Origin of the sequence: Mammaliicoccus sp. RAM2, from assembly GCF_045897195.1 — a bacterium.
In the GTDB taxonomy this organism is placed as follows: domain Bacteria; phylum Bacillota; class Bacilli; order Staphylococcales; family Staphylococcaceae; genus Mammaliicoccus; species Mammaliicoccus sciuri.
On the sequence record NZ_JBJNWI010000003.1, the window covers coordinates 130949 to 146291 of the forward strand.

At 31.9% G+C, this 15343-nt stretch carries 13 protein-coding genes; 4 read left to right on the forward strand and 9 right to left on the reverse strand.

What is annotated here, in order from left to right; genetic code table 11:
• Window positions 1-73: 73 nt before the first annotated feature.
• From ACJTHF_RS05795 to ACJTHF_RS05805, 3 genes are read right to left on the reverse strand one after another with little or no spacing between them, the layout of a single operon-like run.
• A complete protein-coding gene (locus tag ACJTHF_RS05795; protein ID WP_075578381.1) occupies window positions 74-1435 on the reverse strand; it encodes a gluconate:H+ symporter in 1362 nt (453 codons plus the stop codon).
• A gap of 24 nt (window positions 1436-1459) precedes the next feature.
• Window positions 1460-2827, reverse strand: coding sequence for a four-carbon acid sugar kinase family protein (locus tag ACJTHF_RS05800; RefSeq protein WP_232179843.1), 1368 nt, complete (start codon window positions 2825-2827; stop codon window positions 1460-1462).
• A gap of 9 nt (window positions 2828-2836) precedes the next feature.
• Window positions 2837-3712, reverse strand: coding sequence for an NAD(P)-binding domain-containing protein (locus ACJTHF_RS05805; protein ID WP_107602961.1), 876 nt, complete (start codon window positions 3710-3712; stop codon window positions 2837-2839).
• Window positions 3713-3826: 114 nt separating this feature from the next.
• Here ACJTHF_RS05805 and ACJTHF_RS05810 point away from each other — a divergent pair, with 114 nt between their 5' ends.
• Complete coding sequence (locus ACJTHF_RS05810) at window positions 3827-4429, forward strand: GntR family transcriptional regulator (RefSeq protein ID WP_058590681.1); 603 nt, start codon at window positions 3827-3829, stop codon at window positions 4427-4429.
• A gap of 69 nt (window positions 4430-4498) precedes the next feature.
• Window positions 4499-5707, forward strand: a complete 1209-nt coding sequence (locus tag ACJTHF_RS05815) for a S41 family peptidase (protein WP_158259754.1) — start codon at window positions 4499-4501, stop codon at window positions 5705-5707.
• Window positions 5708-5802: 95 nt separating this feature from the next.
• On the opposite strand, the gene ACJTHF_RS05820 is transcribed toward ACJTHF_RS05815, so the two are convergent.
• The 3 genes from ACJTHF_RS05820 to isaB form a co-directional block, all read right to left on the reverse strand.
• Window positions 5803-7014 (reverse strand): MFS transporter, encoded by a 1212-nt coding sequence (locus tag ACJTHF_RS05820; RefSeq protein ID WP_078355210.1) that lies wholly within the window; start codon window positions 7012-7014, stop codon window positions 5803-5805.
• 502 nt (window positions 7015-7516) lie between these two features.
• The gene (gene abc-f, locus ACJTHF_RS05825; protein WP_078355211.1) at window positions 7517-9130 is read right to left on the reverse strand and encodes a ribosomal protection-like ABC-F family protein; all 1614 of its coding nucleotides are present in this window, start codon (window positions 9128-9130) and stop codon (window positions 7517-7519) included.
• 233 nt (window positions 9131-9363) lie between these two features.
• Window positions 9364-9876 carry an immunodominant staphylococcal antigen IsaB family protein gene (isaB, locus tag ACJTHF_RS05830; RefSeq protein ID WP_078355212.1) on the reverse strand — a complete coding sequence of 171 codons (513 nt, stop codon included), beginning with the start codon at window positions 9874-9876 and terminating at the stop codon, window positions 9364-9366.
• A 614-nt stretch (window positions 9877-10490) separates the two neighbouring features.
• Here isaB and ACJTHF_RS05835 point away from each other — a divergent pair.
• Window positions 10491-11228, forward strand: coding sequence for a transglycosylase family protein (locus tag ACJTHF_RS05835; RefSeq protein WP_058590686.1), 738 nt, complete (start codon window positions 10491-10493; stop codon window positions 11226-11228).
• Between the two features lie 79 nt (window positions 11229-11307).
• Here the strand turns inward: ACJTHF_RS05835 and ACJTHF_RS05840 are convergent, their stop codons facing one another.
• The gene (locus ACJTHF_RS05840; protein WP_058590687.1) at window positions 11308-11868 is read right to left on the reverse strand and encodes an RBBP9/YdeN family alpha/beta hydrolase; all 561 of its coding nucleotides are present in this window, start codon (window positions 11866-11868) and stop codon (window positions 11308-11310) included.
• A gap of 18 nt (window positions 11869-11886) precedes the next feature.
• Window positions 11887-12249, reverse strand: a complete 363-nt coding sequence (locus ACJTHF_RS05845; RefSeq protein ID WP_048540757.1) for a helix-turn-helix domain-containing protein — start codon at window positions 12247-12249, stop codon at window positions 11887-11889.
• 268 nt (window positions 12250-12517) lie between these two features.
• On the opposite strand from ACJTHF_RS05845, the gene ACJTHF_RS05850 reads away from it, so the two are divergent.
• Window positions 12518-13435, forward strand: a complete 918-nt coding sequence (locus ACJTHF_RS05850) for a nucleoside hydrolase (RefSeq protein ID WP_058590688.1) — start codon at window positions 12518-12520, stop codon at window positions 13433-13435.
• Window positions 13436-13943: 508 nt separating this feature from the next.
• On the opposite strand, the gene ACJTHF_RS05855 is transcribed toward ACJTHF_RS05850, so the two are convergent.
• Entirely contained in the window at window positions 13944-15326 is a 1383-nt protein-coding gene (locus ACJTHF_RS05855; RefSeq protein ID WP_058590689.1) for an amino acid permease, read from the reverse strand.
• Window positions 15327-15343 lie beyond the last annotated feature (17 nt).

The following is a 15343-nucleotide window of genomic DNA, read 5'->3' on the forward strand; positions in this document are numbered from 1 at the left end:
TTTTGTACATTAATTTGTAATGATGAAAAAAGTAAAGGCCAGGACATTTACCTATGTCCCAGCCTTTTTATAGTTATACGATTAAATTGACAATTAATATTAATATCAATCCTAATACAGAAAGTACAGATTCTAGAAGTGTCCATGTTAAGAATGTTTCTTTAATTGTTAAACCAAAGTATTCTTTGAACATCCAGAATCCTGCGTCGTTTACATGTGAGCAGAATATACTGCCTGCACCAATAGCAAGTACGACAAGTGAAATATTCACATCTGAAGCTTGTAATAATGGTAATACAATACCTACTGAAGATATTGCTGCTACTGTTGTTGAACCAAGTGCTACCCTTAATAAAGCAGCAGCTAACCATGCTAAAAATATTGGTGACATTTCTGTACCATGGAATATTTCTGAAATTGTGTCACCAACACCACCATCAATGAGGATTTGTTTAAATGTACCGCCCCCACCGATAATTAAAAGTAACATTGCTATTGGTCCAATAGCTTCTTCAAATGATTTCATAATCGTTGTCATATTCTTAGATTGTTTAATACCCATTGAATATATCGCAAATAATACAGCTAATAACATTGCTGTAACTGATGAACCTAGTAGGTACACGATAGATTCAAACCAGTTTGTTGGTTCTTGATCATGACCAGTTATGAGTTGAACTACCGTAGCAAATAACATTAAGATAACTGGGAATAATGCTGTTAATAAACTGATACCAAAGTTCGGTAATTTTTCATTACTAAAATCATTAATTTTCCCAATACTTGCTGTGTTTCCTTTCTTTTCAAATGCTACAGGTGCTATAGCATAAGCAAATTTAGGGAAGATCCCTCCAACTATGATTGCTAAAGGTACACCGATGATAAGACCATACATCAGCACTTCTCCAATATTGGCATTAACCGCTTCTGATATCGCTACTGGACCTGGATGCGGCGGTAGGAATCCGTGCGTTACGGCAATTGAAGTCGCCATTGGAATACCAACTTGTAAATTAGATATTTTCATTCTTTTAGCCAACGTAAACACTAAAGGAATTAATAACACAAATGCAACTTCTAAAAATAAAGATATCCCGATAATAAATGATGCAATAATCATTGCCCAAGTTACATATTTTTTACCAAACGTATTAATCAGTGTATCTGCAATTCTTGTTGCACCACCACCGTCAGATAATAACTTTCCTAAAATCGAACCTAATCCAAAAATAATCGCAATATGACCGAGTGTATCGCCCATACCTTTTTCAATGGTTTCCACAATTTTATCAAGTGGCATACCTAAAATAATACCTGTTAACATTGAAGTGATAATTAAAGCAACAAACGTATTTAATTTAAAGTACATAATAAGCGCTAATAAAATTAATACACCAATTACAACACTAATCAGTGGCCAGTATTCTCCCAACATTTGAATCCCTCTCTCTTTATATATTTAACGATTTAATTCATATACACTGCTTAAAGTTTCTTCATCTCCGACATTTCCTGGGAATATAACATAAGGTATATTTTGATATTTCGCTTCAGGACCTGTTAGCCATACTGGAACCCCTTGTGTAATTTGACCGATGACTTTTGCTTTTTCAATTTTTAACCCTTTTGTCGCAACATCGCTTGAAGTTATACCACCTTTAGCGATAATAAACTTCGGCTGTACATCTAAATTTGAAACGATTGATACTAAACTATTTGAAATTGCAGTAGAAATACTTAAATTATGTTGCAAATTCTCAGTTCTAATAACATCTCTTGACGTATAAATGACAACATCTTCACCGTTATCAATGTATCTTTCAACGAGTTGTGTCATATCATCAACATAAGCTTGTAAATTGGATGACGCTATTTGCGTAACGTCAAATTCTATTTCACTAATAAATGAATGGTCTAATAAATATTTCAGTTGATCTGATGACTTTTTAACATGTGAACCAACAACAATAATGCCACCATTATCATTTTCTTTATACGAATTTAAATTGATAATTTCTCCAGGTGTTTCACAAATTGCTTTAACAAAAGATGCTGCTGTTCTAAAGATAAAGCGTTTATCATGTTGTGCTAAAAATACAGTCAAACAAGCTACAAAGAAATCCATATCCTCATCATTTACAGCATCTACAACGACTAGATCAAAGTCATTTAAATTTGAAAATACATTAAAAATCGTTTCTTTATCTCTTTGTCGTATGTTTTCTAATGTGATGTGATAAACTTCGTCAGATTGAATTTCGCCATTACTTTTTTCGCTTATAAAGTCATTCATATGTTTAGACTTAAATCCAAATGTTGTATCTTGTGCAAATTCACTTCCAGATACCGGGATATATTGCTCGCCTTCTTTAAGATAATGAATGCCTTCATATGTATATCTACTACCTTCAAAGAAAGCTGGAATATAGAATACAGCATCAAAAGCTTGGTCACTAGACTCACTTAACACTTTAGGTTCTATATAGAAATGACCTCTTAATGTAGAATCTCCTCTACTAATAATTAAATAAGGAATATCCAATTTATTAGCTACTTTTTGTATGTTAGCGCTTACCTCTTGGTGTAAAGAAATCGTCTCTTGCTCGTTTAACGCTCTAGAATTTGTCAAAACGTAAAACATATTATGGGATTGAAGGAAGCCATCTTCAATCCATTCCTCAGTCCACTTCGTATATACAGGCAAATCTTTAACTGTTTGAGTGCCTGTAGGATCATCATCTAGTACGATAATTTTATATTTTAAATCTGCTAAATGCTTGTTTATATCATCATGCTTAAATTCATTTATTAATTCTTTTGTTAACATCATTATCACCTACATATTATTTATTTTTTCGAAGTATTCAATGATACCAGAATGGTCATTTAAACCATTGCCTTGTGCAACTTCTGATTTATAAATTTCTTTAATTTGATTAACAACTGGTAATGTTAATCCTGCTGTATCTGCTGTTGACGATACATTTTTCAAATCTTTTAAATTAATATTTAAAGTGCCACCTGGTTTATAATCTTGTTCAATCATTTTAGGGAATTTCGCTTCCATAACTGCTGAACCTGCTAAACCATTTTTGATTGCTTCATGCATTTCTGTCAGGTCAATATCAAATTTCTTAGCGAGTACTACCGCTTCAGACAATGCTGCAATATTTGTATTCACGATAATTTGATTTGCCAATTTAACGACACTACCAGAACCAACGTGACCAACTCTTACAACAGATCCAGCAATTGGACGAAGCACTTCTTTAATATCTTCTAATAATCCTTCATCACAACCTACCATTACAGCTAGTTCTCCTGTAATCGCAAGTGGTTCTCCTCCACTAACTGGTGCATCTACATACTGAATATCTTTTTCCCCAAGTACTTTACTAATTTCTAAAGATTCATTGGGTGTTAATGAACTCATATCAATAACCATTTTGACATTCATTTCACTTTGGTTTAATACTGCCGTTTCACCACTGTATAAAACTGATTTAACAATAGCGCCATTAGGCAACATCGTAATCATCACTTCAGCATCTCTAGCCATTTCTTCAATAGATACAACTTTCGCACCTAATGCTGTTACCTCTTTTTCAGCTTCTTTATTTAAATCATTTACTAATACATCTTTATTAGCTTTGATTAAGTTTTTCACCATTGGCTTACCCATAATACCTAATCCAACAAATCCAATTTTCATTTTTATGCTCCTCTTCTGTAAACGTTTACAGGTATTGTATACCAAAAATTAATAAATGTATACATTTTATTTCAATTTTTTTTATAGTAAGATGAAGTTAACGAGGTGAGAACGATGGCAAATAAGGAATTATCCATATATCAAAAAATTAGAAATGACATTATAAATGGTGACTTAACACAAAATGAAAAAATAACAGAAAGCAAACTTGCACAGAGATATCATGTTAGTAGAACACCGATAAGAGAAGCTATAAAACAACTAGAATTAGAATACTTCATAAGAGACGGTTATATTTATGTACCAACAGTAGAAGAATATCGAAATATCTTTGAAATGCGTATTTTAATAGAAACACACGCAATTAAAAAAGCGAGTATCGTATTCACTCAAGGCGATATTGAAGAATTAAAAAGCTATGCATCAATTGGAGACGACAAAACTGAAGAAGAAATCATACAAATTAACGATCAATTCCATCAAAAAATTATGAGCGCCACAAAAAATAGTTTTATAATAGATACGTATAGTAAATTAAAAAGTTATATATACCTATTCAGTAAAACAGTTATCAATAAAAAGCGCCCAGGTCTTATAGAAGAACATCAAAAAATAGCAGAAATGCTAGAAAAAAGACAAACCGAAGCGGCAATAGAACTCATGAAAGAACACTTATTAAACGACTTAGAATTCAGTCTATACTATTTGAAATCATAGGAAGAAATAGTGTGGGAAGAAGGTTAATAAACAATAATCAACTATATTAAAATGAATGGAGTGCATCATATGACATTAAAAGAATTTAACATCATTGAAAATCAACTCATTAATGAATATGCAGGTTACTTTGATAAAAAAGAACTTATAACACAATTTCCATCTAAACTTTCTAATATAAATGAAGAAGAATTTTATTTTTACATGACTAAATATTTGAATAAATTTCACGATCCACATCTTAAATTAGTTGATTTTAACGGACTTTATCCAAATATAAGAGTCCAATTATATAATGATCAATTATATGTAATAGACTCCAGAAATCCACAAATTCCAACGGGTACTGTAATTCATAATTTAGGTTCATACTCAATCGATTATATACTTGAAAATGATCATGATTTATTAAAATCAAGTAACCCAGAAAGAATGGAATGGTCAGACGTACTTAAAAAATATAAATATATCGTATCGGATTCTAAAGAAATATCTATTTTACAAAAAGATAAACCGGATTTCTTTGAACAATCATACATTATCGAAAATAAAAGCACCTATATTTATATAAAATTCACCGACTTTATTGATCATTTAAAAATCTCTAATTTAATAGATAAGCATAAAAACCTACTTTTAAATGCGAAACAAATCATTATTGATGTGCGAGGTAATCGCGGTGGTTCAGATTTAGCTTATTTAAAGTTATTACCTTATTTAACAAGCGAAAGTATTACAATAACTGATGATACGCCTTATTATCATAGATTTACAAAATCTTATTGCGACGAAAGAATACATACAATTTCTGAACTCATAAAACAAATGCCAGATTCAGATGATCTCGATGAATATAAATCAATTTTAAATCTATATAAAGATAACTACGATAAAGGGTTTGTTAATATCAATAACAATCCAGAATCTGACACAATTAAAGGTATTCAAGAAAAGTGTCCAGATGTAAAGGTACTAGCGGATTTTGAATGTGGAAGTTCAGGAGATAACTTTGTGAAATTTGCACATGAATTTAAAAATATCGAAATTATAGGTAGACCTACTAAAGGTATGAACGATTATAGTAATATCATGTTTATCGATATTAACGGTAAATACAAATTAAGCGTCCCACACTCTAAAGACGGAAATGTAGATTTAGGTAAAAGTATGGGAAAAACAGGTATACCAGTAGACCACTATATTTCATGGACACCAGAAGAACTAGAAAAAGATATTATCTTAGAAATAGCTATAAATAGATTTACTTCGCTTACATAAATGAGAAATGTTGGTCTAACGATCTTGTTTTTGTTTTATTCAAACATAAAATAAATGGTTGAAAATGATTAGTCTCTTACATTAATTATTAAGGATTATTCATTTCCAACCATCTTTTTTTGTCTTTTTATAAATACAAATGTAGATAAAATTATGGTAATACTATTTATAATAATTGCAGCGTAAGCTATATTTAAAATGTCGACTAAGTAACTAAAAATCATAACTATTATTGGAGGCGGTATTCTTAGTGCTAGTGACCTAAAACTACTAACTCTACCTATAAATTCATTGCTTGTTTCTCTTTGAATAAACGTATTAATAAATATGACACTTAAACTTGAAGTTATACCTGTTAAAAATATTAACAATACTACAAGTATTGTATTAGATATTAATACTGTTAATATCACTAATACTGAATACATCACGATTAATAAATAATTTATTTTGCTTTCTTCAACTATTTTTAAAATATATGATGCGCAAATTGTTCCTATTATTGAGCCTATAGAAAAACTAATCATTAAAACTGATAAACCTATTGACCCTAATTTTAATTGATCAGACATTAAGACAAATATTAAACTAATAGGAGCAACAGATATATTAATAATGATTAAATAATATATAGATTGTTGTAATAAATTTGAACTTCTTCTTAAGTAACTAAAAGATTCTGATATACTTCCTTTAATTTTTTTATCAATGATTTGTTGAGAAAAAATTGGAATATATGCTATTTTCATAAGTATTGCTCCACCTAAAAATAATAAGCCACCTAGAAAAAGTGTGTTAATTAATCCTAGTGAATCAACAAGTAATCCCCCTAATAATAATCCAAAAATATTACAAATATGTTTGATAAATTCAGCCGAGCTATTAGCATTTATAAGTTTTTGATTACTTATCGTTTTCTTAATTGTTGCTTGGAAGCTTGGAAGATAAAAAGAAGTTAGTATAGCCAAAATAAAAACTAATATGTATAACAATATAATGTTTAACAAATCACTTTGAATAATATAAAAAATTAGCCCTGATAGCATTAGAAGAATAAAGCGTGATAGATTCGTTATGATTAAAATTGATTTATTATTATATGAGTCAGCCAGTGCACCAGAATAAAAAGAAAAGATTATAATTGGTAAAACTTGAAAAAGTGTTAATAAGCCCACTAAATACACTGAATCTGTATAAACATATAAGCTCCACAATACAGCTATGCCTAATAAAGATTCACTAATTCTCGTAAGAGCTAAAGAAGATAATATCAAATAAAAATCATTAATTTTTAAAAATTTCTTCATATATACTCGCTCCATTTCTGATAAAAGTGAGTGTTACCAGCCTGTTGAATTCGTTAGACTTCTCTATATTCCAACTATATATTTAATTTTACATATACGTTTGCATATAGCATAAAAAAATTATTTGATTATACAAAAGCATATAAAATCGTTACTTCTTAAAAAATATAATAGACTAGAAACATGATTTGTTCAAATCATCTTAGAAACAGCTACAAATACATTTACTTCGCATTAAATTTAAATAAAAATGTTGGTCTAACGATCTTGTTTTCCACTCTTGAACGTTAGAATTTCTAACGATCTTGTTTTCCATTCTTGAGCGTTAGAGCGACATTTTTTCTGTTTTTTTGCTGGTTCTCACGCTCTAACGATCTTGTTTCGTTTTCTTGGACGTTAAAATTTCTAACGATCTTGTTTTCCACTCTTGAGCGTTAGCCTGTCCAAAATCCTATACAAAATATGAAAAGCGACGCCTATTTCGGGCGTCGCTTTATTTGTATCATGATAACTTCTCTTTTACGTAATCATAATTTCCTTCATATTTTGTTAATTGTTTATCTTGTAGTAAATACGTTATATCAAATAGTTTATTTAAAAAATATCGATCGTGTGATACGGCTATTATGGTACCTTCGTATTCTAACAGTGCTTCTTCTATTGTTTCTTTTGAATCTATATCTAAATGGTTTGTTGGTTCATCAAGTATGAGCACGTTAAAGTCTTGATTAACGATTTGTGCCCACCTTAGTCTCATTTTTTCTCCACCACTTAAACTTTCAACTGTGTTAAATACATCTTCTCCATAAAACATAAATTGTGCAAGTATGTGTCTTGCTTGTCCTTCTGTTACATTCACAACATCTCTAAAGGTTTCTATGACTGTTTGATTTTCTATATTTTCAAATGTATGTTGAGATAAGTAACCTATTCTTAAGTTTGAAGCACAATGAACTTCTCCATCGTCTGGTTCTATTTGCTGCATCATCATTTTCAATAGTGTACTTTTCCCTGTACCGTTGTTACCTATAATGGATACGTGTTCTTTTCTTCTAATAAGTAAATCGATATCTTCGAATAGTATATCTTCATACATTTTAGAAACTTTTTTGAATTCAATCACATCGTTTGAGACACGTTGTCCTTCTGTTAAGTTTACATTCATTTTTTTATTTTCTAGTACTGGCTTATCTAACCTCTTGATTCTATTTAATGCTTTTTCCATACTTTTCGCACGTTTATACATTGCTGCATTGGGTGGCTTTGCTTGACTCGCCCATAACCTTAATTGTTTAATGGAATCTTCCATTTTTTTAATTTTCTTCTGTTGTGTCTGATATGCTTCAAATTCACGTATTATGCGTGCTTCTTTTTCTTTAACAAAATAACTATAATTACCGTGATAAATGTGCAGATGTCCTTGATCGATTTCTAATATTTGATTGACTGTTTCATCTAAGAAGTATCGATCATGTGATACGATCATAACTGCACCATTATATTGTTTAATAAAATCTGCTAGCCAATCAACAGAGGAAATATCTAAATGATTGGTTGGTTCATCTAATAATAGTAGTTTAGGCTGTTGCAATAATATTTGAGCAAGGCCAACTTTAGTACGTTCTCCTCCAGAGAGTTTCCCCCACGTTTGATTTAATAATTGATTAATTTTCAAACCATGACTGACTCTTCTTATGAGTGCGTCTCTTTCATACCCACCTATTTCTTCGAATGTTTCCTGTAATGCGCCATATTGTTTTAATAATCGTTCTAAATCATTCGTATTATTTGCCATTTCATCTTCTAAAAATTTCATTTTTTGAGAGATGTGATTAATTTCTTTAAATACTTCTGATAAACATTCATAAATTTCTTTATCTTCTTCATACTGTGGTAACTGGTTTAAATAACCAATTGAAATGTTCTTTTGCCAGCTTATTTGCCCCTCTGTCGGCACTTCGACACCAGCCATCAATTTCAATAATGTACTCTTACCCTCACCATTTCTTCCAACTAGTCCTACACAATCTCCTTCATTTAAGTCATATTTAATATCCTCAAAGATGAGATCACCTGTGTAAGACTTTGATAGTTTAGACATATTAATAATATTCATTTTGCTTCCTCCAAAATCGGTCTATAAGGAAGCTGGTGTTAGACATTCCTTATAGCTATATTTTTCTTCAAAAAAGACATACTCCGCCAATTTTGGAAGAACATCCGCAAATTTGTTGCGTACGATTAAGAAAAATCTGCAACTATGAGCTAAAAGAAACATCTAAAACACCTCCGTTCGTTTAAGTTAGTTTCATTATATAGTTGTGTAAATAATAATTCAATGTCTTTATGCTATTTTAAATTCTCACCAATATTAACAGTTGTGACGTAATTATTATCTATTGTAAATATGATAAGATTGCCACCTACTAGAAATCTATATTCTTCTCCGTTACGAGTTTCTTCTATAGTATAATCATTTCCGTAAGCTTTAAGAATTTGTGCTTTTGAAATGTGATGCTTTTTCACTGGGAATTTAGCACTTGCAGCATATTCTTCTTCATATTTTCCACCGAAATAGAATGTTTGATCATATGATGTTCTATGCGTATAAATATTTCCTTCATAAGATTGTGGCTGAACGATTCTATAATTATTCATTGTAACGTTCTTATACACTAAAGCATTGATGAAAGCTGAATCTAAAATAAAACTACCGTCATGGCCAGTGTAACCTTTATAAGTGTAGTAAGGTGTTGTTGCTGCTTCAACCTCATGACTGTCTTGACCAGGAAAATCTACAATACCAAAAATTGTTCCGAAAGAAATTCCTGTTGCAATTGTTAATTTAGTTAATTTATTCATTATCATCACTTCCTTTTGGTATAATTGTACACCTTAATATTACAATAATATTACAAAGTTATCAAAATCATTACACAAAGGGATTGTAGGTATACCATCAGTAATATTACTGACAATTCAGTCTATTGTCGACATAATCACTCTGAAGCATACGCGGACTAAATATAGAAGCATTATAGAAAACATCCAATTCTTACTATGAACTTTTTATAAACAAAAAAATATTGATTCATTTTACATATCTAAAATTTTACATTTTTATTCTCTGAACTTATTTCTTAGTAATGAAATCGAATTTAAAATTTTATATACCTCCTTTCAAAACCGACATGAAAGGATTCTATTTCATTATATAAAATCCGACTATTTTATCATCCAATTGTATACAATCGGTAAATATAAGTGTAATATTACAAAATATAACAAGTGTAATTTATTATTACATTATTTCTTCTACATTGTAATCTTTTGTTATTTGACTGTAATTTACAAAGCCTCTATATATGTTATTGTTGTCTTGTCCCATTTTTAGGGAAGAATTTTTAACTAACAAAGAAATTATCATCTTAAAAAAGATACTATAAATAAAAAATTATTCGGAGGGTTTTAAAATTATGAAAAAAGCATTTTTAACTTCATCATTAGCAGTAGCAATCGGAGCAACAGGTGTTGCATCTACACAAGTAGCAGACGCAGCTGAACAGGACGTAAATAAAGAGCAATTAGCTCAATTAGCTCAATCTAATGCACCAGAACTTAATGAACATGCGATTCAAGAAGGCGCATATAACATTAACTTCACATTAGAAGGTTACGAGTATAACTTCCAATCAGATGGTCAAAACTTTACTTGGGAATACCATGCAACTAATGCAGCTGACTCTGAAAGCACTCAAGCTCCTGTAGCTGAGCAACAACAACCAGTAGCTGAAGAAAACGTAGCTGAACAAACTCCAGCTCCAGCAGCAAACAACACAGCTAATGAACAAGCAACTCAAGAAGCACCTCAACAAGTAGAAGCACCAAAACAAGAAACACAACAAACACAAGAAACTACTACACAAACAACGCAAACATCTACAACTTCATCTTCAGCTTCTGAAGGTTCAAGTGTAAATGTTAATGATCACTTAAAACTTATTGCTCAACGTGAATCTGGCGGAGACTTAAAAGCTGTTAACCCATCTTCAGGTGCAGCAGGTAAATACCAATTCTTACAAAGCACTTGGGATTCAGTAGCACCAGCAGAATATAAAGGTGTATCTCCAACAGAAGCTCCAGAATCAGTACAAGATGCAGCAGCTGTTAAATTATACAACACTGCAGGCGCTTCACAATGGGTAACTGCATAATATAAAAGCAGTATTAAAATTTTATTCAACACATTAATCCAACGCCCCCGGCAATAGCCGGGGGCGTTTTTTGTATATTTTATTTATTAAACATATCATTTACGATTTCAGCAACTTCTGGAAACTCAGTATAACCGTCTGAATCACAGAAATGGCCAACATGCTGAATGATAACTTCTTCAGATTGAAGTCTTTCTGCTAATCGCTCACTTAAATGACGTGGAACTAAACGATCATGAGATGCTATGACACTTACAATGTTTGGGACTTGTTTAATAATCTTTTCAAAATCTACTTGTGTTTGATCCATATAAGCATCAATTTTATTTAAGTTAGGAATCTTTTCATAAAAGCCTGCTACAAGAACAAGTCCTTTAACATTCCATTCTCCTTCATATCTAGATAGGTAATCTAATACCGTCACTACACCTAAACTATGTGCAACGATTACATTATTTCCACTCGATATATCTACTTCATCTAATAAAGTTTTATTCCAATCTTCTAACACAGGGTTTGATGAATTAGGAAAGTCTAAAATTTTACTATCTATATCTTCAAATTGTTCTGTTAACCATTTAAACCAATGCTTTTTACTGTCTGCAGTATAGCCATGTGCTATATATAATTGTTTATCCATATTCATCACCTCTTCTGTTTATTGTACGAGTGCATTAATGATACCTATTATAATACCTCCGAATGGAAATACGAGCCACCAAAATCTTGATAAGAACTCCCATCCGTTCATCGGACGATCGTAATAATTTTGATTATGATTAGGTTCATTTCGATAAGTCTCAATAATCGTGTGCTTTAAATTTTTATCCCCTTTGATTAACTCATCTAAAGATACATCAAAGATATCACTCATTTGCACCAATATATCTATACCTGGATATACTTTACCGAGTTCCCATTTAGAAACACTTTGTCTTGTGACATGTAATTTGTTAGCGAGTTCTTCTTGAGACCATCCATTAATTTCTCTCTCTTCTTTAATTTTAGCTCCAATATTCATATCAACCAACTCCTTATGTTTACTATATAACGACTACTTTAAAATATCCCGATACTATAGTTTGCACCCCAAGCAACTTGAAGTTGCAAACGCATAATAATAACCTTTAACACCATTATATACTTTTTTAACAATACGTCATTTATTTTTAAGAGGGTACTCTGCCTTCTGTCTTATTTTCAAAAAGGGTTAATAATCGTTCATTCCGTAATTATAATTGTACTTTGTTATACTATATATATATCATACCGATAAAGGAGCGAACAACATGACAATCCCGATTATTATAGACACGGACCCTGGAATAGATGATATTATAGCGATTTCTGCAGCACTACATAGTAAAGAATTAGATGTTAGATTAATCACAACTATTGGAGGTAATGTAGGCATTAAACGAACAACTCAAAATGCATTAGATATTGTAAATTACTTTCATTCAAATACGCCAGTCGCTAAAGGTGTAGATAAACCACTCATCAATACACTTGAAACAGCAGAACATGTACATGGTCAAAATGGTATAGGTAATGCTCAAATTAAGACCACTTTACATAATGAATTACTAGAAGAACATGCTGTTATCGCAATGAGAGATACTATCTTGAATTCTGAAGAACCTATTACGCTCGTACCAATTGGACCACTAACTAATATAGGGCTGTTATTCTCACTATTTCCTGAAACTAAAAAAAACATTAAACGAATCGTGTTAATGGGCGGTGCAGCAGTTGGTGGAAATGCTACGCCAGTTGCAGAATTTAATATTTTTGTAGACCCACATGCAGCAAAAATTGTCTTTGATCAAGATATTCCCATCGTAATGTGTGGACTTGATGTAACGAGAGAAACTATGATCAATAAAGATGATTTAAATATCATTCAAACACAAGGAGATTTTGGTAACATCATTATAGATATGTTATCTTCATACAACGATGTAAATGCCGGCGAAGAACATGAACATATCATTCATGACTTATGTACAATTTTCTACTTATTATATCCAGAAATGTTTACAACACAACGTGCCAATGTATCTGTCATAACTGAAGGACAAGCAGCAGGATGTACATACACTGAATTTAGCGATGAAGGAAAAGTCGAAGTATGTATGCATGCACAAAATAAACAATTCCGAGAAAAATTTGTAGACTTTATTAAAGCAATACATCAAAATCAATGACCATACATTATTCATATTAAAAAAAGAGACAGGTGCATTAAATGTGCCAGTCTCTTTCATATGGAAAATGTGAGGATGAGGAGTGAGGAGGCTCTAAGTTGCTTGTTTGGGCAGTCTTGATAAATACAAGGTCCTGAACATTGCTTGTCACGCCTCACTTGCAATATTCAGCCTCCCAACATTGCTTGTCACGCCTCACTTGCAATATTCAGCCTCCCAACATTGCTTGTCACGCCTCACTTACAATATTCAGCCTCCCAACATTGCTTGTCACGCCTCACTTGCAATATTCAGCCTCCCAACATTGCTTGTCGCTCCTCACTTGCAATGTTCAGACCTCCAACATTGCTTGTCACACCTCTCTTGCAATGTTCAGCCTCCCAATATTGCTTGTCGCAGCCCACTTGCAATGTTCTCCTTCCTATCAGCATCGCCCTCACCCCATATTTCTGAAAAATACGAAAAAGCGTCTAGAACATTTCTGTTCCAGACGCTTTATGTTAAAGGATTAATATTCACCTTTATCTTCTTTATGATAACCTCTTAAGAAGTATATGATTGCCATTACTGATAAGAATACAATACCGATAATAACAGAAACTCTTGTTTCTGAATTGAACAACATACCAATTAATACTAAGATAAAGAATCCTAATGTTAAATAGTTAGAGTATGGTGCAAATGGCATCTTGAATGGATGATCTTTAATTTCATCTGAATGATGTCTTCTAAATTGAATATGACTAAATAAAATCATAAACCAAGGAACCATACCGGGTAGTATTGATGCACTGTATACATATACAAAGATATTTTCAGAACCATCAATTACTAATGGTAATACGATATTTAAAATAACACCTACAAAAATACCAATTGAAATAGCTAATACTGCAAAGAATGGTACCCCTGTTTTCATTACTTTAGTGAAAATACGAGGCATTTGTCCTTTTTGAGCTAATGTATAAACCATACGGCTTGAACTGAATATACCTGAGTTACAACCTGACATTGCTGCTGTTATAACAACGAAGTTAATTAATCCTGCAGCAATCGTAATACCTACTTTTGCAAATGTTGCAACAAATGGACTACCTACGTTACCTAATTGATCCCATGGATAAACTGTTACAATAACGAAAATTGCACCTATGTAAAAAATTAAAATACGCCAAATTACACCATTAACGGCTTTTTTAATATTTTTCTGTGGATCTTTCGTTTCACCAGCTGTAATACCTATTAATTCAACACCTTGATATGAACCTACAACCATTGATAATGCAAAGAAGAAACCTACGATACCTTTAGGGAAGAAACCACCATGTTCTGTTAAGTTTCCTAATCCTATAGCATTCCCGCCATTTCCAAGTCCAAAGAAGATTAGACCGAAACCAGCTATAATCATTAAAATAATTGTTACAACTTTAATCATTGCAAACCAGAATTCAAATTCACCGAAAGCTTTAACTGACGCTAAATTTGCTGCAGCTAAAGTTACAACTACTATTACCCCTGGTATCCACGTTGGTAGATCTGGCCACCAGTATTGCATATATTGACCAACAGCGATTACTTCACTCATACCTACTACTATCCACTGGAATATGTTACTCCAAGCTGTCACATAACCAGCTACTGGATGTAAATAATCACTCGCATAGTTGGCGAATGATCCTGTAGTTGGATACAAATAAACTAATTCTCCCATTGCTCTCATTACTAAATACAAGAAAAGGCCTGCTACTAAATAAGCGAGTATTGCAGATGGTCCCGACCATTTTATAGTGCTTGAAGCACCCATAAACAAACCAACACCTATTGTTCCACCAAGTGCAATCATCTGTACTTGACGTGAACTCAGACCCCTTTTTAAATGATTGTCTTCCATTCTTTCGTGTCACTCCT